Consider the following 25,579-nt stretch of genomic DNA (forward strand, 5'->3'; position numbering starts at 1 on the left):
CAGCCCGCAAATCGACAGCATGGCCGTTAAGCGTCGCGGTGACGTACGTAAAGCCAAGCTGTACTACCTGCGTGACCTGTCCGGTAAAGCAGCTCGCATCAAGGAAAAACTGGCTTAAGTCCAGCTTCCCGATGCAGAAAAAAGCAGCCTACGGGCTGCTTTTTTGTGCCTGAAATTTGTCTATTTGCCGGTAATTGTTAATGACCACCCGCCTCGAAGAAATCCAGCGCCGCACCGACCTGTCCGTTACCCATGTGACCAAGGCGGTGTTCCCGCCGACCACCAATCACCACAACACCCTGTTCGGCGGCACAGCCTTGGCCTGGATGGACGAAGTCTCGTTCATCACCGCCACTCGGTTTTGTCGTTTGCCCTTGGTGACCGTTTCCACGGACCGTATCGATTTCAATCATGCGATCCCGGCAGGCTCCATCGTTGAGTTGATCGGTCGTGTGATCAAAGTGGGCAACACCAGCCTCAAGGTTGAAGTGGAAGTGTTCGTCGAGAGCATGAGTGCCGATGGTCGTGAACGAGCGATCCAGGGCGTATTCAGCTTTGTGGCGATTGATGCCGATAAGCGTCCGGTACCGGTGTTGCCTGGGTTTGTTGGCTGACCTCAGACCGAGTCGCGGTTATCGCAGGCAAGCCAGCTCCCACATTTGACCAATGTGGGTCACGAATCAGTGGCCCGACACAAAACCCCTGTGGGAGCTGGCTTGCCTGCGATAGGATCTAACAGACACTACAGTAATCCGCCTGAGCCCCCATGCCCGCCATTGACCACCCCTTGATCGACCGCTTCCTCGACGCCTTGTGGCTGGAAAAAGGCCTATCGGACAACACTCGCCAGGCCTACCGCAGCGACCTGGCCCTGTTCAACGGCTGGCTGCAGGAAAAGAACCTTGAACTGGTCAACGCCGGTCGCGAGCTGATCCTTGATCACCTGGCCTGGCGCCTGGAGCAGAACTACAAACCGCGCTCTACCGCGCGATTCCTCTCCGGTGTGCGTGGTTTTTATCGCTACCTGTTGCGGGAAAAACTGATCGCCCTTGACCCCACCCTGCAAGTCGACATGCCGCAACTCGGCAGGCCGTTGCCCAAATCCCTGTCGGAAGCTGACGTCGATGCCTTACTCGCCGCGCCTGACCTCAGCGAAGCCATCGGTCAGCGCGACCGCGCCATGCTCGAAGTGCTGTATGCCTGCGGTTTGCGCGTAACCGAGTTGATCAGCCTGACCCTGGAGCAAGTCAACCTCCGCCAGGGCGTGCTGCGGGTAATGGGCAAGGGCAGCAAGGAGCGGCTGGTGCCAATGGGTGAGGAGGCGATTGTGTGGGTCGAGCGCTACATGCGTGATGCCCGCAATGAGCTGCTCTGCGGGCGCCCCAGCGATGTGCTGTTTCCCAGCCTGCGTGGCGAGCAGATGACTCGTCAGACCTTCTGGCACCGCATCAAGCATCAGGCCAAAGTTGCCGGGATCGGCAAGACCTTGTCGCCTCACACGTTGCGCCACGCATTTGCCACGCATTTGCTCAACCACGGTGCGGATTTGCGCGTTGTGCAAATGCTGCTCGGCCACAGCGACTTATCCACAACCCAGATCTATACCCATGTCGCGCGCGCGCGCTTGCAGGATATGCACGCCAAGCACCATCCACGCGGTTGAATAACGCCAATTTAAGCCGCTGCGGGCTGCCCTGCGGCCCAACTGTGGTAGGCTTTGCCGGTTAGCAAAGGGGACGGCCCAAACCTGTGTTTTCAGTTCAGTGTTCCTGCTCCCGTCCCTGCATCTGCCTTCAGGAGTTCCCATGCGCTTGACCCAGATTATCGCCGCCGCAGCCATTGCGTTGGTTTCCACTTTTGTTGTCGCCGATGATGCTGCCGAGCAGACCATCCGCAAGAGCCTGGCCAACCTGCAACTCGACACGCCGATCGAAAGCATCAGCGCAAGCCCGATGGCCGGCCTGTATGAAGTCAAGCTCAAGGGCAGCCGTGTGCTGTACGCCAGTGCCGATGGCCAGTACATCGTCCAGGGCTACCTGTTCCAGCTCAAAGACGGCAAGCCGGTCAACCTCACCGAGAAAGCCGAACGCCTGGGCGTGTCCAAGTTGATCAACGGTATTCCGGTGGCCGAAACCGTGGTTTACCCGGCCATCGGCGAAACCAAGACCCACATCACCGTGTTCACCGACACCACCTGCCCGTACTGCCACAAGCTGCACGCCGAAGTGCCTGCGCTGAACAAGCTGGGCGTGGAAGTGCGCTACGTAGCGTTCCCGCGCCAGGGCCTGGGCTCGCCAGGTGACGAGCAGTTGCAGGCGGTATGGTGCTCGGCCGATAAAAAAGCAGCCATGGACAAGATGGTCGATGGCAAGGAAATCAAGGCCGCCAAGTGCGCCAACCCGGTTTCCAAGCAGTTCGCCCTGGGCCAGTCCATTGGCGTGAACGGTACACCGGCCATCGTTTTGGCTGACGGCCAGGTGATTCCGGGCTACCAGCCGGCTCCACAAGTTGCCAAACTGGCGCTCGGTGCCAAATAAACCAGCATCGTCGAAGCATCGACGATCAAGGCCCGTTGACGCGTCGACGGGTCGTTAATTGCAAGCCGCAGTCGTGCGGCTGTTTTCCACGGCCGACCTAGCGTCGGCCGTTTCATGGGGAGTTCTTCAGTGAAACCGGTCAAAGTAGGCATCTGTGGGTTAGGGACCGTCGGTGGCGGCACCTTCAACGTACTTCAGCGTAACGCTGAGGAAATTTCCCGCCGTGCAGGGCGTGGGATTGAAGTGGCACAAATTGCCACGCGTTCGCCAAAGCCTCAGTTCCAAACGACCGGTATTGCGATTACCAACGATGTCTTCGACGTTGCCACCAACCCTGAGATCGATATCGTTATCGAGCTGGTGGGCGGCTACACCGTGGCCCGCGAGCTGGTGCTCAAGGCCATCGAGAACGGCAAGCACGTGGTCACCGCCAATAAAGCGCTGATCGCCGTGCACGGCAACGAGATCTTCGCCAAAGCCCGTGAAAAGGGCGTGATCGTAGCGTTCGAAGCCGCCGTGGCCGGTGGTATTCCGGTGATCAAGGCGATTCGTGAAGGCCTGTCCGCCAACCGCATCAACTGGGTGGCCGGCATCATCAACGGCACCGGTAACTTCATCCTCACTGAAATGCGTGAGAAGGGCCGTACCTTCGAAGACGTGCTGGCCGAAGCCCAGGCCCTGGGTTACGCCGAAGCCGATCCGACCTTCGACGTGGAAGGCATCGACGCTGCGCACAAGCTGACCATCCTGGCGTCCATCGCCTTTGGTATCCCGCTGCAGTTTGACAAGGCCTACACCGAAGGCATCACCAAGCTGACCACAGCCGACGTGAACTACGCCGAAGCCTTGGGCTACCGCATCAAGCACCTGGGTGTGGCTCGCAGCACGCCAGCGGGTATCGAGTTGCGCGTACACCCGACATTGATCCCGGCCGACCGCTTGATCGCCAACGTCAATGGCGTGATGAACGCCGTGATGGTCAACGGTGACGCCGCAGGCTCCACGCTGTTCTATGGCGCTGGTGCTGGCATGGAGCCGACCGCTTCGTCGGTGATCGCTGACCTGGTGGACGTGGTTCGCGCCATGACCAGCGACCCGGAAAACCGTGTACCGCACCTGGCCTTCCAGCCGGATTCTCTGTCGGCCCACCCGATCCTGCCGATCGAAGCCTGCGAAAGCGCGTACTACCTGCGCATCCAGGCACAGGACCACCCAGGCGTGTTGGCCCAGGTCGCGAGCATCCTGTCGGAGCGCGGTATCAACATAGAGTCGATCATGCAGAAGGAAGTCGAGGAGCAAAACGGCCAGGTGCCGATGATCCTGCTGACCCACCGCGTGCTCGAACAGCACATGAACGATGCCATCGCCGCCCTGGAAGCCCTGCAAGGTGTGGTCGGTCCAGTGGTGCGCATCCGCGTCGAGCACTTGAACTAACCGATTTGTTTCAGGGGCCCCGTGCGTGCGGCGGCCTCTGTTCGAGAATGTTTTAGAGGAGCCAGTCATGCGTTACATCAGCACCCGCGGCCAGGCACCGGCCCTGAATTTCGAAGACGTCTTGCTGGCAGGCCTTGCCACTGACGGCGGCCTGTACGTGCCGGAAAACCTGCCACGCTTCACCCAGGAAGAAATCGCTTCCTGGGCCGGCCTGCCGTACCACGAGCTGGCGTTCCGGGTGATGCGCCCGTTCGTCACCGGCAGCATTCCGGATGTGGATTTCAAGAAGATCCTGGAAGAAACCTACGGCGTGTTTTCCCATAGCGCCATCGCACCTTTGCGCCAACTGAACGGCAACGAGTGGGTCTTGGAACTGTTCCACGGTCCGACCCTGGCGTTCAAGGACTTCGCCCTGCAACTGCTGGGTCGCCTGCTCGACTACGTGCTGCAAAAACGCGGCGAGCGCGTGGTGATCATCGGCGCGACTTCCGGTGATACCGGCTCGGCCGCCATCGAAGGCTGCAAGCACTGCGAAAACGTCGACATCTTCATCCTGCACCCGCACAAGCGTGTGTCGGAAGTGCAGCGTCGCCAGATGACCACCATCTTCGGTGAGAACATCCACAACATCGCCATCGAAGGCAACTTCGATGACTGCCAGGAAATGGTCAAGAACAGCTTCGCTGACCAGAGCTTCCTGAAGGGTACGCGCCTGGTGGCGGTGAACTCGATCAACTGGGCGCGGATCATGGCCCAGATCGTCTACTACTTCCATGCTTCCCTGCAGTTGGGCGGGCCGGCGCGTTCGGTGTCGTTCTCGGTGCCGACCGGCAACTTCGGCGACATCTTCGCCGGCTACCTGGCACGCAATATGGGCCTGCCGATCAACCAGTTGATCGTCGCCACAAACCGCAACGACATCCTGCACCGCTTCATGAGCGGCAACAGGTACGTCAAGGAAACCCTGCACGCGACCCTGTCGCCGTCCATGGACATCATGGTCTCGTCGAACTTCGAACGCCTGCTGTTCGACATGCACGGTCGTAACGGTGCGGCGATTGCCGGCCTGATGGACACCTTCAAGAGCGGTGGCGGTTTCAGCGTTGATGAAGAGCGCTGGACCGAAACCCGCAAGCTGTTCGATTCCCTGGCCGTGGACGATGCGCAGACCTGCGAGACCATCGCCGAAGTCTATGCCCAGACCGGCGAACTGCTCGACCCGCACACCGCCATCGGTGTGAAGGCCGCCCGTGAATGCCGTCGCAGCCTGGATATCCCGATGGTGATCCTGGGCACCGCCCACCCGGTAAAATTCCCGGAAGCGGTGGAGAAAGCGGGCGTTGGCAAGGCACTGGAACTTCCGGTGCACTTGACTGACCTGTTTGAGCGTGAAGAGCGTTGCACGGTATTGGCCAACGACCTGAAGGCTGTGCAGGCGTTTGTCAGCCAGCATGGCAACCGGGGCAAACCGTTGTAAGGCAAGCCGCGTACACAAAAACGCCGCTTTCCCTTCCTTGGGTCAGCGGCGTTTTTTGTTTGTGGCAGGCCCGGAAGGCGCACTGACTAGGTGAGTAGTTTCTGCACGATGGCCAATACAGTGCTGAAAACCGTAAACATTGCCATGACGACACCCATGGGGTACCAGAAATTCTCGCGGGTTATCTTGTGAGTCTCGGCGGTGAGTTTGCGTTGCTCTGCATAGATGCGTGATATATCGGCATGAATTTTCTCCAATGCAGCCTGCTCTTTGTCGTGCTCCAACATCGTCTTCATCCTTCGCAATAAGGGCCTTTTGACATGCGCTTTGCTCCGCGTAGCAGCGTCACCAGCGCTCTCCGAGTATAGGATTCACCCCCGGTCTCAGCCGCCAGCAACCCCCAAAACAACCACCCAATGCGTTAGCAGTTATGTGCAGCCGTTTTTTGCCTGTCATGTTGCAAGCGCATGCTGGAATCCGTCACTCCCTGACGGCCCCATAAAGACGATAAAGCGAACTTTCCTACGTTACAAAAGGTCACTTAGGATAGATGCAGCTCCCGTTGAACCGATTGTTCCCGAACTATTGAGTGGTGATCGAGATGGAAAGTATCAGCCTATTGCTCGAAGAAGCACTGAGCCCTTATCAGGTTACGCTGACCACCTCTGGTGCGCAGGACGAGTGCCTGGTGACGGTGAAGAACCCTGCTGGCGCTATCGTGGTCGAACGTGAAGTCGACCGGGCGCAATTGATGGACAAGCGGGTGTTGGTGGATGTGGTGGATTGCCTGCTGCGCGACATCAAAATCGCCGAAGGGCGTGTGGAACCCTCAGTCATTGCGGCGTTACGTAACGCTGCCCAGACCCGTAGTGCTGCTGTTGCATGAAGAATTGTTTATTGATGGAAACTTCCTACAGCATGGCCGGTCAGATTTTGTAACAGCAAGAGCAAACATTGTGCTCCGGTGTTTGTGCCTTGCTGTACTGGTCTCAATGTGTAGGCCACGTTTAACCCCGAGTTGTCTCCCCACTGCTCGGGGTTTCTTTTTGCCTGCGATTTGTCATGGCTCAGGCGCGTCCTGGAAGAAGCTCGGGTTGTCCTGCAGGTATTGCTCACGCATCTGCGGGTCCAGCCATGCGGCATAGGACTGCTGTACCTGCTCCATTGGGATCTCGCGCAGCACCTGGTTGATCCGCTCTATCGCCACGCGCCCTTGAGGCGTGTCCGAACAGCCGATACGGGTGCGTTGGTAGGGCAATGAACCTTTGATGGGGTAGAAACTCAGGTCGTCGGCGCCAATGCCTTGCTGCATCGCGTGGTAGCGCACCTCTGGCCAATAGCCCAACACCGCTTCTAGCCGTCCCAGGCGTTGCATCTGCAATAGGCTGCCCAAGGCGTCGTTGCCGTAATGAAGAGCCAGTTTATGCGCCCCGGCATGCCTGAGTCGCTCATCGATGACTGGCCCGTAGCTGCGTTCCGCGATGGTACCCATGCGTGTTTTATGTGCTTCGAGGAAGGCTTGCAGGTCGAATTGGCCTTCGACGATAAACGGCGCCATGGCCTCAAGCTGGGCGCGTCGGATCGTGACCCCGTTACTGACGACGACAAAAGCCTGGTTGGAAAACACGATGTATTTGGCGCGTTCAGCCGTCCACAGCAGTGACGGATCACAGGTGAACGAAGGTTCACGCAGCATCTGCGTGCCACGCGCGCGGTTGACGTGCAGCACTTGGTGTCGATATTCCGGTAAGTGCTCGATCAGCATCGGCAACAGTTGGTCCAGCGCGCCCGCGCCTTTGCCTGGCCCTTCAAAAATAGTCAGCGGGGGTAAATCGCGCAACAACCAGATCAACGTGTCCTCTGCATGCGCAGGCAGAGGCCAGCCACCGATTACTCCGGCGCTGAGGCACAGCTGGATAAGCCAGCGTTTGCACCGGTGAGTCATCAGATCGCGCCTTCCTCACGCAGACGGACAATGGCGGCTGCGTCATAACCCAGCCCATTGAGTACCACGCTGTTGTGCTCACCCAACTGCGGCCCGACCCACTCGCAGCTGCCCGGGGTGTCCGACAGCTTGGGCACAATGCCTGGCATCTTGAAGTCCTTGCCGTCGGGAAGCTGGGCCTTGAGGAACATCTCACGGGCGAGAAATTGCGGATCGCCCAGCATGTCCTCGGCACTGTAGATGCGGCTGGCCGGCACCTCGGCCTTGTTCAACGCCTCGACTACCTGGTCCAGTGGCAGTGAGTTCACCCAGCGGTCAATCACCCCGTACAGCTCGTCACGACGGCTATCGCGCCCGTCATTGCTGGCAAGGACAGGATCGTCAGCCAGGTCTTCACGACCGATGGCCACCATGAAACGCTTGAAGATCGCATCGCCATTGGCGCCAATCTGTACGTGCTTGCCATCAAGGCTGGTGTGGATCGACGACGGCGTAATGCCGGGCATGATGTTGCCGGTGCGCTCGCGGATAAAACCGAACACGTCGAACTCCGGGATCATGCTTTCCATCATGGCGAAGATCGCTTCATACAGCGCCACATCCACTACCTGGCCCAGGCCGCCGTTGACCTCGCGATGACGCAGCGCCATCAATGCGCCAATCACGGCCCACAAGGCCGCAATGGAGTCACCGATGGAAATCCCGGTGCGCACCGGCGGGCGATCCTCGAAGCCGGTGATGTAGCGCAGGCCGCCCATGGATTCGCCTACCGCGCCAAATCCTGGTTGGTCCTTCATCGGCCCGGTCTGGCCAAAGCCCGAGAGACGCACCATTACCAGCTTGGGGTTGAGCGCGTGCAGGGTTTCCCAGCTTAAACCGAGTTTCTCGAGCACGCCGGGGCGGAAGTTTTCGATCAGGATGTCGGCGTCTGCCAGCAACTGTTTGAGAATCGCCAGGCCGTTCGGGTGTTTGAGGTTCAGTGTCAGCGACTGCTTGTTGCGCGCTTGCACGAACCACCACAGTGACGTGCCTTCATACAGTTTGCGCCATTTACGCAACGGGTCGCCGCCGTCGGGGGATTCGACCTTGATCACCTCGGCGCCGAACTCGGCGCAGATACGCGAGGCGAACGGGCCGGCGATCAGGGTGCCGAGTTCGATGACTTTCAGGCCGGCAAGCGGTTTGGCATTAAACGACATGAGGATCCTTGTCTGCGCAGGGCGGTGGTGTGAAGCCTTTTAACATAGGCGAGAGGCCCAGTGATAAGGATGATGCAGAGCAGGATTCGTTGAATGACCTCGCCATCGGTTAGACTGGCCGCCTTTCCCTGTCTCTAGAAGTCCGTTCATGGCCCAGCCGTCCACGACCTACAAATTCGAACTCAACCTCACCGATCTCGATCGTTCGGTGTATGAGAGCGTCAAACAGACCATCGCCCGCCACCCTTCGGAAACCGAAGAGCGCATGACCGTGCGTCTGCTGGCCTACGCCCTCTGGTACAACGAGCAGTTGTCGTTCGGGCGTGGCCTGTCAGATGTAGACGAGCCAGCCCTGTGGGAAAAAAGCCTGGATGATCGGGTTTTGCATTGGATCGAAGTCGGCCAACCCGATGCCGATCGCCTGACCTGGTGCTCGCGCCGTACCGAGCGCACCAGCCTGTTGGCCTACGGCAGCCTGCGCGTATGGGAAGGCAAGGTGGTGCCGGTGGCAACCAACCTGAAAAACGTGCACATCGCTGCCGTGCCTCAGGAAGTCCTTGAGACCCTGGCCAAGGACATGCCCCGCGTGATCAAGTGGGACGTGATGATCAGCGAAGGCACGATTTTCGTCACCGATGACCGTGGTCAGCATGAAGTGCAACTGCAATGGTTGGTCGGCGAGCGCGGTTGAATCACAGCCCCAAGTGGCAAGCTTTAAGCTACAAGCTTGGAGCTTGTAGCTAAATTTTTCCTACAGAGAACTTCCCTGCGTCCCATGCGTATCGATCCCCGCCCGTTGCCCGCCGTCCTGCCGTTCCTCGGTGAATTGCCACCGCTGTTAACCCGTCTCTACGCCGCTCGCGGGGTGCAGTCGCAAGCCGAACTGGATAAAAGCCTGGCGCGGTTGATCCCCTATCAGCAGCTCAAGGGCATCGACGCGGCTGTAGATCTGCTGGTGACGGCCCTGCAGCAGCGCCAGCGCATCCTGATCGTGGGTGACTTTGATGCCGATGGTGCCACCGCCAGCACCGTGGGCACTCTGGGGCTGCGTTTGCTCGGTGCGGCCCATGTCGACTACCTGGTGCCCAACCGTTTCGAATACGGCTATGGCCTGACCCCGGAAATCGTCGCTGTGGCCCTGCAGCGCAAGCCGCAGTTGCTGATTACCGTGGATAACGGTATTTCCAGCGTCGAAGGTGTGGCGGCGGCGAAAGCCGCTGGGCTGCAGGTATTGGTCACCGATCACCACTTGCCCGGCGATGAGTTGCCAGCGGCGGATGCCATCGTCAATCCGAACCAGCCAGGCTGCGAGTTCCCGAGTAAGGCCTTGGCCGGTGTAGGCGTGATCTTCTACGTGCTCATGGCCCTGCGTGCACGCCTGCGCAGCCTGGGCTGGTACGAGAACACGCCACAGCCGAACATTGGCGAGCTGCTTGATCTGGTCGCGTTGGGCAGTGTCGCCGACGTGGTGCCGCTGGATGCCAACAACCGCATCCTGGTGCATCAAGGCCTGGAGCGTATTCGAGCCGGTCGTGCGCGGCCTGGGATCAAGGCGATCCTCGAAGTGGCCAAGCGTGATGCGGCGCGCATCACCTCAACCGACCTGGGCTTTATCCTCGGCCCACGGCTCAATGCTGCTGGGCGCCTGGACGACATGAGCCTGGGCATCGAATGCCTGCTCACCACCGACTTCGCCGCGGCGCGGGAAATGGCTGCGCAACTGGATGGCATGAACCAGGATCGCAAATCCATCGAGCAAGGTATGCAGCGCGAGGCGCTGGCCCAGCTCAAGGATTTGCCGGTGGAGTCGATGCCCTACGGGTTATGCCTGTTCGATCCGGAATGGCACCAAGGCGTGATCGGCATCCTGGCGTCACGCATGAAAGAGCGTTACTTCCGCCCGACCATCGCCTTCGCCGACGCCGGTGATGGCCTGCTCAAGGGCTCAGGGCGCTCCGTGCAGGGTTTTCACATCCGTGATGCCCTGGCGGTAGTCGCGAGCCAGCATCCCAACCTGATCGCCAAGTACGGCGGCCACGCCATGGCGGCGGGGCTGACACTGCCCGAGGAAAACTTCCCACTGTTCGCTGAAGCTTTCGATGCCGAAGTGCGTCGGCAACTGCGCGAAGAAGACCTGACCGGGCGCTTGTTGTCCGATGGCACCCTGGCGGTGGAAGAATTTCACCTGGAACTGGCCCGCGCGTTGCGTCACGCCGGTCCGTGGGGGCAGCACTTTCCTGAACCGGTGTTTCACGGTGTGTTCCAGTTAGTGGAGCAGCGCGTGGTGGGTGAGCGGCACCTGAAGGTGGTGCTCAAGACCGAATGCGGGTCAGTGAAGCTCGACGGCATCGCGTTTGGCGTTGACCGCGAGGTCTGGCCGAACCCTACGGTGAAGTGGGTGGAGTTGGCCTACAAGCTGGATGTGAATGAGTTTCGGGGCAATGAGACGGTACAGCTGATGATTGCCCATATCGAACCACGCTAGCTCTCAGCAACACCACAAACCAATGTGGGAGCTGGCTTGCCTGCGATGCAGTCAGCTCGGTGTAACAGTTGCACCGAGGTGATGCTATCGCAGGCAAGCCAGCTCCCACATTTTTCATCCGCGTACAGCCGGCGAATTACTCGGCTTTATCCTTGGCCTGGTGCTTCACGATGATATCCACCAACCGCTGAGCCAGCGCTGGGTAGTTCTCATCGAAGTGATGCCCACCTGGCAACTTCACAGCCTCACCTACGGCAGTCTTATCCGTGCAGCCGCTCTCGTCGACTTCTTCCGCGCCGTAGATGCACACCACTTTGTCCGCTGGCAGCTTGGCCATTTCCGGGCCGGTGGCGGCTTCTTTACCGGCGTTGCCGAGCCAACCTTCCACTTCGATTTCAAAGCTGCCGGTACGTGCAAACGCCAGCAGGATGATCGCGTCCACGCGCTGCTGCTCGTTCTCTGGCAGGCGGTTGTAGATAGCGGGCAGTACGTCGGCACCGAATGAGTAGCCGGTCAGTACGAAGCGCTTGGTGCCCCATTTTTGCCGGTAGTGTTGCATCAGCTCGGTGAGGTCTTTGGCGCTTTGCTCCGGGGTCTTGTGCTGCCAGTAATAGCGCAGGGTGTCGATGCCCACGACCGGGTAGCCGATCTTGGCCATTTCGCCGGCCACGTCGCGGTCCAGGTCGCGCCAGCCGCCGTCACCGGAGAGGAACAGGGTCACAGTGTCCTTGGCTTGGCCCGCGGGTACTTCGACCACTGGAATGGCCAGGCCGCCGTTGTCCGAACCTACCAGTTGCTTGCGCAGTTCGTTGTTCAGCACTTGCGGGTAGTGAATATCGTAGTCACTGATGCTGGTGGTGGCGCGAGGTGTGTCACGTACGAAACTGGCGCTTTCATCGTCAGGGTTATCGTTCCAGGCGACCAGCCAGCTGCCGTGGGCGGAGGTTTTCGGCAGTGGGTCCTTGCAGTCTTCCTGTACCAGCGCGAAACCGACGGAGATGGCGTTGGCCTTATCGTCGGTCTGGGTGGCCAGCCAGCGCCAGGCGAGGGCTGCGCCAGGGCCGATACCGCTGACCAGCGTTGCCGGGCCTTTGAGTTGAGCCAGCGCATTTTGCAATGCTTGTTCTTGCAGCTTGCAGTCATCTTTCGGCAGCACTACCTGGACAATCTGCGCAGCACCGCCTTGGCTGAGGGCGATCAATTGGCTGTCGGTCAGGGTTTCATCGGCCATCACGGCCACGGCTACGCGGGCTTTCGGTGTGCTGGACGGGGTTACACGGGTCATCACCGAACCGTCGGCCTGGGGCAGTTGCTCCAGGGTCGGTTGCGGGGCAGGGCGGTTCCAGTACCAAAAGCCAGCGCCTGCGATCAGGGCGAGCAGCACTACTAAAGCCAATACATACCGCCAGGAGCGTCGAATCATCAGCGTTTCACCAATCCAGTCAAGCCGCCCGCAATCAGGGCGGCGGTATCGGCCAGTGCCACCAGCGGATCAAGTCCTGCGGGCACGGCCATGTAACGGGGTTCCCAGTCAGGCTGGAACTTGTCTTTGAAGCGGCGCAAACCTTGGAAGTTATACAGTTGTTCACCACGACGGAACACCATTGAGCCCAAGCGCTGGGTCAGCGGAGCGCCACGCCGTGGTTGCAAGCCCGACAACGGCACCATGCCGAGGCTGAAGCGGGCGTAACCGTGACTCTTATAATGTTGAATCAGGCCGACCATCATGAATTCCATGGTCAGCTTGGGCGCGTCCGGGTGCGCGCGCATCAGGTCGAGGCTGGCCAGGTCGTGGTTGTAAGTCTCGAGCAGGTTGGCGAAGGCCACCGGGCGCCCTTCGAAGCGAATGATCGCCATGCGAAAGTGCTTGAGGTAGTCGTCGCTGAAGCGTCCCAGGGAAAAGCCTTTTTCCCGCACGTTCTTGCCGGTCAGCCAGGCGTCGGAGATGACTTTGAGTTCCTCCATCGGTGCCATGCCCGGTTCGTGGATCTCCAGGGACAGGCCGTCCCGGGTGCCACGGTTCCAGGTGTAGCGCAGGTCCTTCATCTCTTTGCCCTTGGCTTCCAGGTCAAAGCGTTTCAGGTCGACGCGGGCCTCTTCGCCCAGCTTGATCGCAGTCAGGCCGATGTCCATGTAGTACGGCAGGTTCTCCGCCCGCACCTGGTAGAACACCGGGCGCGCGTGGTGAATGTCGCACAGGTCGCGGAACTGCCAGATCATTTCGGCGCGAGGCTGGGTCGGGCCGATCGGGTCATACAAGGCCACCAGGCTGCGCCCACGACGGGCGTACATCAGGAAGGCTTCATCGTTGGGGTGGAACAGCAACGCCTTGTCACCGGTCAGCGCCAGGCCGCCGTCGGGCTGCGACGAGGCCATCAGGATCTTGGTGGCGCGTTCCAGTTCATCCGGGGTGGGCAGGTGGATCACCGGGCGCGCGGTGCGCAGCAGCCAGGTCAGCGACACGATCACCAGCAGTACGGCGGCACCCAGCAGCGAGCGCAGGCCACGTGGGGCGTTGGCGTCGAGCGTGAACTGCCACCACAGTTGATGGCTATACGGTACGTCCTGGTAGGCAAACAGCAGCAGCCAGATCGAAGCGCCCAGCACGCAGACGCTGGCCACTAGATACAGCGGCGAGAACGGCAACTCGGTCAGGCGGCTGGCGCGGTAGAACGAGCGGCGGAAGATCGCCAGCAGTACGGCGGTCATGGTCATCAGACTGGCTTCTTCCCAGTCGAAACCCTTGAGCAGCGACAGCAGGGCGCCCGTCAACAGCAGCACCATGGTCAGCATCCAGGCTGCCGACAGGCGTCGACGTAAACCTTGGGCGAGCAACAGGCACAACACGCCGATGAGGCTGGCGCCAAAGTGCGAGGCGTCAATCAGGCGGTGGGGAATCAGGAAGCCGATGTTTTCCAGGCGTGAGTCGATCTCCGGCGTCGCGCCGGAAAACAGCAAGACCACGCCGGACAAAAAAACCAGTACGGCCAGTACCGGTGCCGCCAGGCCCGAAGCCACTCGCAGGCTCTGCTGGGTCTGGAACAGACGCTGGGCTTCATTGACCAACAGGAATACGCAGGCGATCAACAGTGGCAGCACCACGTAGATCATGCGGTACAGCAGCAGGGCAGCGGCCAAGGGCGCGGCACCGAGCTTGTCGGCGAAAGCGGCGAGCAGGATCGCTTCGAACACGCCCACACCGCCCGGTACATGGCTGAGCACGCCAGCGGCCAGGGCCAGCAGGTACACCAGCAAGAAGGGGCCGAACGGCGGCGCTTCCGGCAGCAGCATATAAAGGACGGTAGCGGCAGCGGCCACGTCCAGTGCGGTGATGATCAGTTGCAGGAAAGTCAGGCGACGCCCGGGCAGGCGCAAGGTACGGCGGCCAGCCTTGACCAGCAGGTTGTCCGGGTAAGGTTGTTCCGGCAGGCGACGGCGATAAATGCCGATGCACAATACGGCCGACAACAGCAGGACTGCGCCGGCGATGCCGCCAAGCACCGCTTGTGGCAAATGCAGGTAGGTCGAGGCGGCTGGCAGGTTGCTCAATGTCGCCAATGCGGCCAGTGGGGGCAGGGCAGTGCCCAAGGCCAGGCTGGCGAACACGGTCATGTGGGCAACTTCCGAGGCCCCGATACCATGGCGTGCATATAAACGGTAACGCACCGAACCGCCCGAAAGCATCGACAAGCCAATGGCGTTGCCGATGGCGAAGGCGGTGAAGCCGCCGAGGGCCAAGGTCTTGGCAGGCAGTTTTACCCCGGCGTAGCGGGCGCCGGAAAACTCATAGCCCAATAGAATGATGAAACCCGCGACGGCGGCGGCAAATGCACCGAGCAACGCTGGCTTGGGCACTTCCAGGATCGAGTCATGGAGTGCGTAGAGGTCCAGTTCCAGCAGCAGGTGTCGGCAGGCGATCAGGGCGATTGCAAACAGCAGCAGGGTAACGGCCAGCCCGATGGGTTGCCGGTATTTGCTCAACAGATCCAGCCAACGCAAACGAGTGGGAGTGATCGGTTGTTCTGCTGTGACGGTGTCTTGTGTTTCAGACGAGTTGGCGCGCATCAATCACCTCGTGGATTGTGCGCGACAGGATGGAGGTATCCAGCCAAGTTACCAATCCCTATGGACAAAATAATTACAAATATTAACGCGTATCACCCGGTGGGGCGACTGCGGCCATTGGTCGTAGAGGGTAGCGCTTGAGCATTGAGCATAGCTTGCAAAGACATGGACTCAACAAACCGTGTAGGGTTTCATGAAATATGCCATGCCATTGTTTCAGAAGAACTTTTTCGCCAGATACAAAAAAGGCCACTCTTTCGAGTAGCCTTTTTTGATGTTTGGTTGCGGGAGCCGGATTTGAACCGACGACCTTCGGGTTATGAGCCCGACGAGCTACCAGACTGCTCCATCCCGCGTCTGTGTGTCGGCATTCTACAGAGGAACGCGAGTGTGTCAACCTGTGAATCGAAGAAAAGCGCTTGTGGTTCAAATGGTTAGCTCTCCAAGAAGATGCTTTGGACCCCTCGAGGCCAGTCTGGCCGAGGGTTTCAGCTCTATCGGGATGCCAGATTCGATTGAAAAAATAAATTCACCTGGGAATCTTCCTACCGCTCAAAAGGAAGATTCAAACTACTGGTGCTATATACAGGGGTGAGTGCGATACTGGTCATCCGTTGAATCAACCCTCTGTTTATATGACGCAACGCAAAATCATCCACGTCGACTGTGATTGCTTCTACGCCGCCATCGAGATGCGCGATGACCCGAGCCTGGCGCAAAAGCCGCTGGCCGTAGGGGGGGCGGCTGATCGGCGCGGGGTCATAGCGACTTGCAATTACGAGGCGCGCGCCTATGGCGTGCGTTCGGCCATGTCGTCACGGCACGCCCTGAAGCTGTGCCCGGACCTGACCATCGTCAAGCCGCGCATGGAGGCTTATAAAGAAGCATCGAAGGAAATCCAGACGATCTTTCGCGACTACACCGACTTGATCGAGCCGTTGTCGCTGGATGAAGCCTATCTGGATGTGTCCGACAGCCCGCACTTTGGTGGCAGCGCCACACGTATCGCACAGGACATTCGCCGCCGCGTGTCCAACCAGTTGCATATCACGGTGTCTGCCGGCGTCGCGCCAAACAAGTTCCTGGCCAAGATCGCCAGCGATTGGAAAAAGCCCAATGGCCTGTTTGTGATCACCCCCGATCAGGTCGAAGACTTTGTCTCGCAGTTGCGGGTGAGCAAGCTTCACGGTGTGGGCAAGGTCACCGCCGATAAGCTCGCGCGCCTGGGAATTGAAGACTGTTTGCAGCTGCGTGAGTGGGACAAGCTGGCGCTGGTGCGTGAGTTCGGCAGTTTCGGCGAGCGGTTGTGGAGCCTGGCGCGTGGCATTGACGACCGCGCGGTACAGAACGACAGTCGCCGGCAGTCGATCAGTGTGGAAAATACCTATGACGTGGACTTGCCGGACCTTTCAAGCTGCCTGGCGAAGCTCCCCGAATTGATGGAAACCCTGGCTGGGCGCATGGCACGCATCGACAGCAGTTACCGGGCGGGCAAGCCATTCGTTAAGGTGAAGTTCCATGATTTTACCCAGACGACTTTAGAGCAGGCCGGGGCAGGGCGGGATCTGGAGAGTTATCAACAACTGCTGACGCAGGCGTTCAATCGAGGGGGGAAACCGGTGCGGTTGTTGGGCATTGGTGTGCGCTTGCTTGATCTAAGCAGCGGCAATGAACAACTCGAATTTTCCTGGTAGAAATCGGAAACCCAACGTGGGAGCGGGCTTGCTCGCGAAAGCGGAGTGTCAGTCACTAATTTCGTTACTGAACCACCGCATTCGCGAGCAAGCCCGCTCCCACACAAACCCGCTCCCATATTTAGGTCTACACCAGGCTTGAAGTCCTAGCGAGCGCTAGGGTCCGCCACCAACCGTCCGGCATCCTTGGTCAGTGCCTGCAAAAATTCCTGCTGCAGCTCGGGATCATTGCGGGTCAGTTCGATCAGGCTCTGTTCCAGCTCACTGGCTTCTTCTTCCAGACCCAGTTCCGACAGGCGTTTGACCCGGTGCACCCACTGGTTCACCTCGTCATCTTCCAAGTCGTCGTAGATCAGGCCGTGGGCTTCCAGCAACTTTCCGCGCAAGGTGCTGCTGATAGCCAGGGTCGAGTCCGAATGCACGTCGTCCTGGCCATCTTCCACGCTGATCTTCAAGGTCGTGACACGGTTCAAATCGTGCTCGGAAAACGGGCTGTCCAACAGGTTCAGGCGCAGCACGCCGTTGCGGTCGGTGGTCAGGTCAAAGACTTGTTTGCCGGCGGTGACCTGTACCGGGCGTTCGCTCCAGGGCAGGCTCGAATACTCCACACGCTTGTCGCGCTGGACTTCATCGATACCCGCCAGGTTCTGTTGCGCACGGCCATGGGATTGTACGTTCATGAACGGGTTGAGGCCGTCCACGCCATAGGTCAGCCAGTCGTGAGTCATGCTGGTAGGCAGGTGGCCGAGGGCGAAGATATTCGCCACGTTGGCGCCTGCGCCCGCCACCAGGGCTACCGCACCCAAAGGCATCTCGTAGAGTTTGCGCCAGGGTTGGTAGGGGGTGTAGCGGTCGTAACGACGGGTAACTTCGAATTCGGTGACCTCGAAGGTCTTTTGCTCATGAATGCGAACCCGGCGTTGCGGCAGTTCCAGCACTTTGGGTTCGCCTACATCGATCTGCAGGCTGTGGTCGAGCAACTTTCGCTCGACCCGCTCCTCGTGCTCACTGCGTTGCGACATCTGGTTGGCGCAGCCGCTGACCAGCAGGGCGCCGCACAAGGCGGCGCCCCCCAGGGCTCTGGTGTTTCGCTTGAACATGACTTCTCTTGATCTGGTTTTCAGCGACGAATACGCGCCTGAAGGAAAGACAGCACGTCAGCCACCGGCAACGGTTGGGCTTCGGCTTCGGTCCGGCTCTTGTATTCCAGATTGCCATCGGCCAGGCCGCGGTCACTGACCACGATACGGTGAGGGATGCCAATCAGTTCCATGTCGGCGAACTTGATGCCAGGGCTGGTTTTCTTGTCCCGGTCATCCAGCAGCACTTCAAAACCGGCAGCCGTGAGTTCGGCATACAGTTTGTCGGTGGCTTCGCGTACTTGCTCGGTTTCATAACGCAGCGGTACCAGGGCGATCTGGAACGGCGCCAGGGTGTCGCTCCAGATGATGCCTTTTTCGTCGTTGTTCTGCTCGATGGCAGCGGCAACTACGCGGGAAACACCAATGCCGTAGCAGCCCATGTCCAGGGTGATCGGCTTACCGTTTTCGCCCAGCACTTCGCACTTCATCGCCTTGCTGTACTTATTGCCCAGCTGGAAGATGTGCCCGACTTCAATGCCACGCTTGATCTCTAGGGTGCCCTTGCCATCCGGGCTCGGGTCACCGGCGACCACGTTACGCAGGTCGGCCACGGTTGGAACCGGCAGGTCGCGCTCCCAGTTCACACCGAAGTAGTGCTTGTCGTCGATGTTCGCACCGATACCGAAGTCGCTCATCAGCTCGACCGAACGGTCGATGATGATCGGCAGCGGCAGGTTCAATGGGCCGAGGGAGCCGGCGCCAGCGCCAATGGCGTCGCGCAGTTCGGCATCGGTGGCCATGACCAGTGGGCTGGCCACGCCAGGTTGCTGGGCAGCCTTGATTTCGTTGAGTTCGTGGTCGCCACGGATCACCAGGGCGATCAGCTTGCCTTCTTCCTCGGCACGCACGATCAGGGTCTTGATGGTCTTTTCAATCGGCAGATTGAATTTCTCCACCAAGGCCGCGATGGTCTTGGTTTCCGGGGTGTCTACCAGGCGCAGTTCTTCGGCCGGTGCAGGGCGGGAGGTTTCCCGTGGCACGGCTTCGGCTTTCTCGATGTTCGCCGCGTAGTCGGAACCGTTGCTGAACACGATATCGTCTTCGCCGGACTCGGCCAGTACGTGGAACTCGTGGGAGCCGGCACCGCCGATGGAGCCGTTGTCCGCTTCAACCGGACGGAACTTGAGGCCCAGGCGGGTGAACACGTTGCAGTAGGCCTGGTGCATGCGGTCGTAGGTGACCTGCAGGGACGCCTGGTCAGCGTGGAACGAATAGGCGTCCTTCATGATGAATTCGCGGCCGCGCATCAAACCGAAGCGTGGGCGGATTTCGTCACGGAATTTTGTCTGGATCTGATACAGGTTCAGCGGCAGCTGTTTGTAGCTGCTCAGCTCGTTGCGCATCAGGTCGGTGATCACTTCTTCGTGGGTCGGGCCGGCGCAGAAGTCGCGGCCGTGACGATCCTTGAAGCGCAGCAACTCAGGGCCGTACTCTTCCCAACGTCCGGATTCCTGCCACAGCTCAGCCGGCTGGGTGCTCGGCATCAACACTTCCAGAGAGCCGGCGGCGTTCATTTCTTCGCGAACGATGGCTTCGACCTTGCGCATCACCTTCAAGCCCATGGGCAGCCAGGTGTACAGGCCGGAGGCCAGTTTGCGGATCATGCCCGCGCGCAGCATCAGCTGATGGCTGATCACAACCGCGTCGGAAGGCGTTTCTTTCTGTGTGGCGAGCAAATATTGACTGGTACGCATGGTAGGCCGTTGTCGGTTGCTTGGACTTGAAATGACTTGGGATTGTACGGGCGCAAGCTGCCGCCGTACAGGCATCAGAATACAGGGCTGTCTGTAGTGAGGGCGCTTGCTCCCGTTCGACAGCGCAGCTGGAGCCGGCTTTCGGGGCTGCTTAGCATCCCAGCGGGAGCAAGCTCCCTCACTACAAAAGCATAGGTGTCAGTCTTCTACCGGCGGATTCAGCCTGGCCCGGCGATTTTCCTGAAACCAATGCAACGCAATCAGAAACAGCGTCGGCACGCCCAGCAGGCAAGTGATCAGGAAGAAGTTGTGGTAGCCGAACTTCTCGACCATTACCCCCGAATACCCGCCGATCAGGCGCGGTAGCAACAGCATGATCGAGCTGAGCAACGCATATTGAGTGGCGGAGAACTTGAGGTTGGTCAGGCTCGACAAGTAGGCCACGAACGCCGAAGTGGCCAGGCCCGAGCTGAAGTTATCCAGCGAGATGGTGAAGATCAGCATCTGCAGGTCCGGGCCCATATCGGCGAGCATCACGAACAACAGGTTGGTGCCCGCCGACGCTACGCCGCCGATGAACAGGATCGGCAGGATGCCGAACCGCACAATCAGCAGGCCGCCCATGCCGGCACCGAGCAGGGTCATGATCAGGCCGAAGATCTTGCTGACCCCGGCGATCTGATCCTTGGTGAAGCCCTGGTCGATATAGAACACGTTGGCCATCACGCCCATCACCGTGTCGGACATGCGATAGGTAGCAATCAGCCCGAGCAACAGCAACGCCTGCCAGCGGTAGCGCAGGATAAAGTCATTGACCGGCGTGAGCACCGGCGCCAGGCCGCGGCGGCCCATGGCCGACAGGCATAGCGCGGTCAGCGTGATATAGAGGATGGCCCGCAGGAACGCGCGGTCGTCCATCAGCAAGTCCCACAGGCTCATGCCGTGGAACAGGACGCTCTCAAAATCGGTATTGAAAAGCTGCGTGAACATGGCCGGAACCGACACCAACAACACGATCAACACAAACACCGACACCAGCTGATGCGCAAAACTGTAACGACCGGCCTGCAATTGCGTGCGCAGTGGTACATCGGGTTCGCGCATGAACAGGGTGGTCAGCAATGCTGGAATCATCAGCACGCCGAACAGCACGTAGGTGCCAAGCCACGCCGAATGCTGATAGTTGAAACCGGTGGAGCCGAAGCCCTCGGCAAAGAACAATGCGCCTGCTGTAGCGAGCAGCGCAGCAATGCGGTAACCCGACATATAGCTGGCAGCCAGCGCGGCCTGGCGGCTGTCGTCGGCAATTTCCAGGCGATAGGCATCGACCGCGATGTCTTGGGTCGCGGACGCGAAGGCAACGATTACGGCAATGGCGATCAGCCAGGACAGGTGTTTTTGCGGGTCGCAGAACCCCATGCCGATCAATCCGAGGATCACCAACGATTGGGCAAGCACCAGCCAGGAACGACGGCGCCCGAGTTTGCCGAGCAGTGGCAGGCGCCATTGGTCGAGCAGCGGCGACCAGACCCACTTGAAGGCATACGCCAAGCCGATCAGGCTCGCATAGCCGATGGTCTCGCGGGCCACACCGGCCTCACGCAACCACACCGAAAGCGTCGAGAACACCAACATGTAAGGCAAGCCGGCGGCAAAGCCGAGCAACAACAGAACCAACGTCGAGGGGCTGGCATAGGCGGCGAGCGCGGCGCGCCAGGTTTTACGGGGCATGGGCTGGAGTCTGCCTCAGATTTGCGGAAACAAAGCGCGCACTCTAACCGCTGTGCTCTACCGGGCGCCAGCCATGGCGCTGAATATCCACGCGATTGTTGCGGACAGTGATGCCCTCGTCCCGCAGGCGCGCACGTTGCTCATCCCCCGAAGCACTGCCCACCGGCAGACTTATCCGACCACCGGCACCCAGCACGCGGTGCCAAGGCAGCTTGGTGTCCTCCGGCAACTGGCTCAGTGTGCGCCCCACCCAGCGCGCCGCACGCCCAAGCCCGGCCAGGTGGGCCAGCTCACCATAGCTCACCACACAACCTGCGGGCACTTGCGCCAGGGTCAGGTACAACGCGGTTCTGCGCATCTCGGCGGGGCTTTGCGGGGTTTCGGCGGGTTGATTCACTGTGGAGATATCCGTTGAGATCGTCGGTCTTCTGTAAGAAACGTCTGTAAACATGGTGGTGAGCATTGAACTCACTCCCAATCCTTGAGTCAGTCCTTGCTAAGACGTTATCTAGCACGATAATGCCCTTTTTTTCGCCAAGCCCGAGCCCCTAATCTGCTTATGTTGTCCAGAACCCTGCTGTGCCTTGCTGTTTTCAGCGCCTCTACGCCCTTGCTGGCCGACACCGTCTGGTTGAAGAACGGTGACCGTCTGACCGGCAAGATCAAAGTCTTTGACGGCGGCAAGTTGCTGATCCAGACCGATTACGCGGGCGCGATCCCCATCGACTGGAAACAGGTGAAGACCCTGGAAAGCGACCAGGAGCTGCTGGTCAAGCAGGACGCCTATACCGGTGAGAAGGCCAAATCCCTGAAAGCCGCGGATGACGGCAAGGTCGTTCTCGCCAACGGCGAAGCGCCCAAGACCGTCGAGTTGGCGAGCATCCAGCAGATCATCAAGCCCAAGCCGGTGATTGAAGACCTGGTGTGGAAAGGCAATGTTGACCTGGCGCTGGACTACAAGCGCGCCGAGAAGGACACCAACGACTACGACATCGATTTCAAGACCACTGCACGGCACGGCCAGTGGCGTCATACCGGGCAAGGCGAGTACAACCGCGAGTTCCAGGATGACGTCACCACCACCGACAACTGGGCCTTGGAATACGACCTGGACCGGTTTATCACCGAGCATTGGTTCTGGCAGGGGCGCCTGACCTACAAGCGCGACAAGGTTGAAGACCTGTCTCGCCAGCGTACCGTGGGCACCGGCCCGGGCTATCAGTTCTGGGACGATGAACTGGGTGCTTTCTCCCTGGGTTCGCTGGTCAACCGCACCGACTATGAATATGCCGACGGCGGCAAAGACAACTTCTATTCGGTCGCCATGAAGTGGAACTACAACCGCTACCTGGTGGGCAAGACGGTGGAGTTCTTCACCAACGGCGAGCTGGGCCGTCCGATCGACGGGCCGGTCGATTACTCGTTGGATGCGGAAATGGGGCTGCGCTACAAGGTTACCGAGTGGGCCTCGCTTAACCTCAAGGCCGAGCGCGACATTATCAGTGGCGATTCCGAGAGCAGCCTGAGCAAGACCCGCTACACGGCAGGCTTTGGCGTGGCCTGGTAATAAGGTCGAACAAAACCCGCTTGGCAACCTCTGCGGATATTGATTACCTTGTGTTGAGATCCATTCCCATATGCTGTGGGCGGCTGAATACCCGAGGAGTCATACGTTGAGCACACAGGTTGCCAAGAACGCCCGAGAGCTGTTGCTCAAGGAATACCGTGGGGCCCTCTCCACATTGTCCAAAGCCATGCCCGGCTTTCCGTTTGGCTCGGTCGTGCCCTATTGCCTGGATGAGCAGGGTCGCCCGTTGATCCTGATCAGCCGCATTGCCCAACACACCCACAACCTGCAGAAAGACCCCAAGTGCTCGCTGTTGGTGGGTGAGCGCGAGGCAGATGACGTGCAAGCGGTCGGGCGCCTGACTTACCTGGCCGAAGCCGAAAAGCTGGAGGAGGGCGCTGCCATCGAGGCTGCCGCCGAGCGTTATTACCGCTACTTTCCCGACTCGGCCAATTACCATAAGGCCCACGATTTCGACTTCTGGGTACTCAAACCGGTGCGTCACCGTTATATCGGCGGGTTTGGTGCGATTCACTGGGTCGACCAATTGACGTTGGCGAACCCGTTCGCCGGCAAGGCCGAGTTGAGCATGGTCGAGCACATGAACAGCGATCACACCAAGGCCATCGCCCATTACGTCGAACTCGCGGGTTTACCCACCTCCGAGCCTGCGCAGTTGGCCGGCATCGACAGTGAAGGCATGCACCTGCGTATTGGCCAATCGTTGCATTGGTTGCCTTTTGCGGAGTCCTGCAACACGCCGACACAAGTGCGTGAGGCCTTGGTTTCATTGGCTCACGCTGAGGTTTGGCCGAAAAAATCCCCTGCCAACGCTTGAATTCACGAAACGGCGACGTCATCTAAGGTGGACTGGCAAGGCATTCTTGCGTTGAGGAACCATTTGATGCGCCCTTTTTTATTGCTCTTTCTGCTATTCCCGGTGTTGGAGCTGTTCGTATTCGTTCAAGTCAGCGGTGCGATCGGGTTTTTCCCGGCCTTGTTGCTGATCATTCTTGGCTCGATGCTTGGCGTGCTGGTGCTGCGCGTCGCCGGGCTGGCCACGGCACTGCGTGCCCGTGAAAGCCTGAACCGCGGCGAGCTGCCGGCCCAGACCATGCTCGAAGGCCTGATGATGGCCCTGGCAGGCGGCCTGCTGATCCTGCCGGGTTTCATCAGCGATGTGGTCGGCTTGGTCATGCTGCTGCCGTTCACCCGCAAGCTGCTGGCCGGCAAGATGCGCCAGCGTGCTGAAGAGGCAGCGATTCGCCAACGCGCGTTCGCCGACGACCTGCAACCGCGCGGTGGCCCGGCTCCGCGCCAACCGCTGGGGCGTGAAGGTGATGTGATCGAAGGCGAATTCGAACATCGCGACAGCAAATAACCGCTTCACTGGCACGGCACCTTTGGGTGCCGTGTTGCATTTACCCATCGGTACACGCAAAAAAAATCCGTCGAGCCCCCTTGTAATAAGCTTATGCGCCCTTATGTAACGGTCACCGCAAGGTTTCTGGTGGCGACATCAGACAGACTTCAGCGTCTTGCTTGGCGAGGCGCGACCGGCACAGCCGGAATACAACTTGCCGGTATTGACACCGGCCGATGAAAAACACAATTAGGAGAGATCGACAATGAGCAAGCTTCGTCCTCTGCACGACCGCGTCGTAATCCGTCGCAGCGAAGAAGAAAAGAAAACCGCTGGCGGTATCGTCCTGCCAGGTTCGGCTGCTGAAAAAGCCAACCACGGTGTGATCGTCGCTGCAGGCCCAGGCAAGACTCTGGAAAACGGTGATGTACGTGCGCTGGCCGTTAAAGTCGGTGACAAGGTTGTATTCGGCCCTTACTCCGGCAGCAACACTGTGAAAGTCGACGGCGAAGACCTGCTGGTTATGGCTGAGAACGAGATTCTCGCCGTTCTGGAAGACTGATTTCCCCGCTCATTTTCCCGTTACTACAAAGTATTTAAGGAATATCGATCATGGCTGCTAAAGAAGTTAAATTCGGCGATTCCGCCCGCAAGAAAATGCTCGTTGGTGTCAACGTCCTGGCTGACGCTGTAAAAGCGACCCTGGGCCCGAAAGGCCGTAACGTGATCATCGAGAAGAGCTTCGGCGCTCCGACCATCACCAAGGACGGCGTTTCCGTAGCAAAAGAAATCGAACTGGAAGACCGTTTCGAAAACATGGGCGCGCAGCTGGTCAAAGACGTTGCCTCCCGTGCCAACGATGACGCAGGCGATGGCACCACCACCGCGACCGTTCTGGCTCAAGCCATCGTCAACGAAGGCTACAAAGCCGTCGCTGCCGGCATGAACCCAATGGACTTGAAGCGCGGCATCGACAAGGCGACCATCGCCATTGTTGCTGAGCTGAAAAACCTGTCCAAGCCTTGCGCTGACACCAAGGCTATCGCTCAGGTAGGCACCATCTCCGCCAACTCCGACAGCTCCATCGGCGACATCATTGCCGAAGCCATGGAAAAAGTTGGTAAAGAAGGCGTGATCACCGTTGAAGAAGGCACTGGCCTGGAAAACGAACTGTCGGTTGTAGAAGGCATGCAGTTCGACCGTGGCTACCTGTCCCCGTACTTCGTCAACAAGCCAGAAACCATGG

The 25,579-nt window shown here is 59.5% G+C and carries 24 protein-coding genes and 1 tRNA gene; 15 read left to right on the forward strand and 10 right to left on the reverse strand.

Features of this window, described 5'->3' with window-relative positions; genetic code table 11:
* From CFE47_RS30025 to thrC, 6 genes are all read left to right on the forward strand, one after another.
* On the forward strand, positions 1-118 hold a 118-nt coding region (locus tag CFE47_RS30025; protein ID WP_286820082.1), incomplete at its 5' end, for a 50S ribosomal protein L19.
* A gap of 82 nt (positions 119-200) precedes the next feature.
* On the forward strand, positions 201-614 hold the full coding sequence (locus tag CFE47_RS30030; protein ID WP_286842655.1) for an acyl-CoA thioesterase: 414 nt from the start codon (positions 201-203) through the stop codon (positions 612-614).
* A gap of 152 nt (positions 615-766) precedes the next feature.
* Positions 767-1,663 carry a site-specific tyrosine recombinase XerD gene (gene xerD / locus CFE47_RS30035; protein WP_286842657.1) on the forward strand — a complete coding sequence of 299 codons (897 nt, stop codon included), beginning with the start codon at positions 767-769 and terminating at the stop codon, positions 1,661-1,663.
* Positions 1,664-1,805: 142 nt separating this feature from the next.
* Positions 1,806-2,537, forward strand: coding sequence for a thioredoxin fold domain-containing protein (locus tag CFE47_RS30040; protein WP_017736772.1), 732 nt, complete (start codon positions 1,806-1,808; stop codon positions 2,535-2,537).
* 129 nt (positions 2,538-2,666) lie between these two features.
* Positions 2,667-3,971 carry a homoserine dehydrogenase gene (locus CFE47_RS30045; RefSeq protein WP_185708139.1) on the forward strand — a complete coding sequence of 435 codons (1,305 nt, stop codon included), beginning with the start codon at positions 2,667-2,669 and terminating at the stop codon, positions 3,969-3,971.
* Between the two features lie 67 nt (positions 3,972-4,038).
* A complete protein-coding gene (thrC, locus tag CFE47_RS30050; RefSeq protein ID WP_286842661.1) occupies positions 4,039-5,448 on the forward strand; it encodes a threonine synthase in 1,410 nt (469 codons plus the stop codon).
* 86 nt (positions 5,449-5,534) lie between these two features.
* On the opposite strand, the gene CFE47_RS30055 is transcribed toward thrC, so the two are convergent.
* A complete protein-coding gene (locus CFE47_RS30055) occupies positions 5,535-5,735 on the reverse strand; it encodes a hypothetical protein (protein WP_286842663.1) in 201 nt (66 codons plus the stop codon).
* Positions 5,736-6,049: 314 nt separating this feature from the next.
* Here CFE47_RS30055 and CFE47_RS30060 point away from each other — a divergent pair, with 314 nt between their 5' ends.
* The gene (locus CFE47_RS30060) at positions 6,050-6,334 is read left to right on the forward strand and encodes a DUF3509 domain-containing protein (RefSeq protein WP_286842665.1); all 285 of its coding nucleotides are present in this window, start codon (positions 6,050-6,052) and stop codon (positions 6,332-6,334) included.
* Positions 6,335-6,508: 174 nt separating this feature from the next.
* On the opposite strand, the gene CFE47_RS30065 is transcribed toward CFE47_RS30060, so the two are convergent.
* Together CFE47_RS30065 and CFE47_RS30070 are read right to left on the reverse strand one after the other, a co-directional pair.
* Positions 6,509-7,393, reverse strand: coding sequence for a TIGR02285 family protein (locus CFE47_RS30065; protein ID WP_286842668.1), 885 nt, complete (start codon positions 7,391-7,393; stop codon positions 6,509-6,511).
* Entirely contained in the window at positions 7,393-8,592 is a 1,200-nt protein-coding gene (locus tag CFE47_RS30070; protein ID WP_185708134.1) for a CaiB/BaiF CoA transferase family protein, read from the reverse strand. The genes CFE47_RS30065 and CFE47_RS30070 overlap by 1 nt, the downstream gene beginning before the upstream one ends.
* A gap of 148 nt (positions 8,593-8,740) precedes the next feature.
* Here CFE47_RS30070 and CFE47_RS30075 point away from each other — a divergent pair, with 148 nt between their 5' ends.
* Together CFE47_RS30075 and recJ are read left to right on the forward strand one after the other, a co-directional pair.
* Positions 8,741-9,283: a YaeQ family protein gene (locus CFE47_RS30075; RefSeq protein ID WP_185708133.1), complete on the forward strand. Its 543-nt coding sequence runs from the start codon at positions 8,741-8,743 to the stop codon at positions 9,281-9,283.
* Between the two features lie 84 nt (positions 9,284-9,367).
* A complete protein-coding gene (gene recJ / locus CFE47_RS30080; protein WP_286842673.1) occupies positions 9,368-11,077 on the forward strand; it encodes a single-stranded-DNA-specific exonuclease RecJ in 1,710 nt (569 codons plus the stop codon).
* Positions 11,078-11,213: 136 nt separating this feature from the next.
* Here recJ and CFE47_RS30085 read toward each other — a convergent pair whose 3' ends face one another.
* The 3 genes from CFE47_RS30085 to CFE47_RS30095 all read right to left on the reverse strand — a co-directional run bounded on the left by CFE47_RS30085 (position 11,214) and on the right by CFE47_RS30095 (position 15,498).
* A complete protein-coding gene (locus CFE47_RS30085) occupies positions 11,214-12,500 on the reverse strand; it encodes a virulence factor family protein (protein ID WP_286842676.1) in 1,287 nt (428 codons plus the stop codon).
* On the reverse strand, positions 12,500-15,142 hold the full coding sequence (gene mprF, locus CFE47_RS30090; protein WP_185708130.1) for a bifunctional lysylphosphatidylglycerol flippase/synthetase MprF: 2,643 nt from the start codon (positions 15,140-15,142) through the stop codon (positions 12,500-12,502). The genes CFE47_RS30085 and mprF overlap by 1 nt, the downstream gene beginning before the upstream one ends.
* A gap of 279 nt (positions 15,143-15,421) precedes the next feature.
* Positions 15,422-15,498 (reverse strand) — tRNA-Met (locus CFE47_RS30095).
* Between the two features lie 279 nt (positions 15,499-15,777).
* Between CFE47_RS30095 and dinB the strand changes: the two genes are divergently transcribed.
* A complete protein-coding gene (dinB, locus tag CFE47_RS30100) occupies positions 15,778-16,836 on the forward strand; it encodes a DNA polymerase IV (RefSeq protein WP_286842681.1) in 1,059 nt (352 codons plus the stop codon).
* Between the two features lie 146 nt (positions 16,837-16,982).
* Here dinB and CFE47_RS30105 read toward each other — a convergent pair whose 3' ends face one another.
* The 4 genes from CFE47_RS30105 to CFE47_RS30120 form a co-directional block, all read right to left on the reverse strand.
* Positions 16,983-17,936 (reverse strand): hypothetical protein, encoded by a 954-nt coding sequence (locus tag CFE47_RS30105; protein ID WP_185708128.1) that lies wholly within the window; start codon positions 17,934-17,936, stop codon positions 16,983-16,985.
* A 20-nt stretch (positions 17,937-17,956) separates the two neighbouring features.
* Complete coding sequence (locus CFE47_RS30110) at positions 17,957-19,672, reverse strand: proline--tRNA ligase (protein ID WP_185708127.1); 1,716 nt, start codon at positions 19,670-19,672, stop codon at positions 17,957-17,959.
* Positions 19,673-19,870: 198 nt separating this feature from the next.
* Positions 19,871-21,403, reverse strand: coding sequence for an AmpG family muropeptide MFS transporter (locus tag CFE47_RS30115; protein WP_185708126.1), 1,533 nt, complete (start codon positions 21,401-21,403; stop codon positions 19,871-19,873).
* A gap of 43 nt (positions 21,404-21,446) precedes the next feature.
* Positions 21,447-21,761, reverse strand: coding sequence for an MGMT family protein (locus CFE47_RS30120; RefSeq protein WP_376750112.1), 315 nt, complete (start codon positions 21,759-21,761; stop codon positions 21,447-21,449).
* A gap of 201 nt (positions 21,762-21,962) precedes the next feature.
* Between CFE47_RS30120 and CFE47_RS30125 the strand changes: the two genes are divergently transcribed.
* From CFE47_RS30125 to CFE47_RS30145, 5 genes are all read left to right on the forward strand, one after another.
* Positions 21,963-22,970, forward strand: a complete 1,008-nt coding sequence (locus CFE47_RS30125; protein ID WP_185708125.1) for a DUF481 domain-containing protein — start codon at positions 21,963-21,965, stop codon at positions 22,968-22,970.
* A gap of 106 nt (positions 22,971-23,076) precedes the next feature.
* Positions 23,077-23,808, forward strand: a complete 732-nt coding sequence (locus tag CFE47_RS30130) for a HugZ family pyridoxamine 5'-phosphate oxidase (RefSeq protein ID WP_185708124.1) — start codon at positions 23,077-23,079, stop codon at positions 23,806-23,808.
* Positions 23,809-23,874: 66 nt separating this feature from the next.
* A complete protein-coding gene (locus tag CFE47_RS30135) occupies positions 23,875-24,351 on the forward strand; it encodes an FxsA family protein (protein ID WP_024077215.1) in 477 nt (158 codons plus the stop codon).
* A 247-nt stretch (positions 24,352-24,598) separates the two neighbouring features.
* Entirely contained in the window at positions 24,599-24,895 is a 297-nt protein-coding gene (locus tag CFE47_RS30140) for a co-chaperone GroES (protein WP_003175874.1), read from the forward strand.
* Between the two features lie 50 nt (positions 24,896-24,945).
* Positions 24,946-25,579 (forward strand): TCP-1/cpn60 chaperonin family protein (locus tag CFE47_RS30145; protein WP_286842692.1); only part of this gene is annotated, 634 nt, incomplete at its 3' end.

The organism is Pseudomonas sp. PGPPP1 (genome assembly GCF_002255865.1).
Classification (GTDB): domain Bacteria; phylum Pseudomonadota; class Gammaproteobacteria; order Pseudomonadales; family Pseudomonadaceae; genus Aquipseudomonas; species Aquipseudomonas cremoris.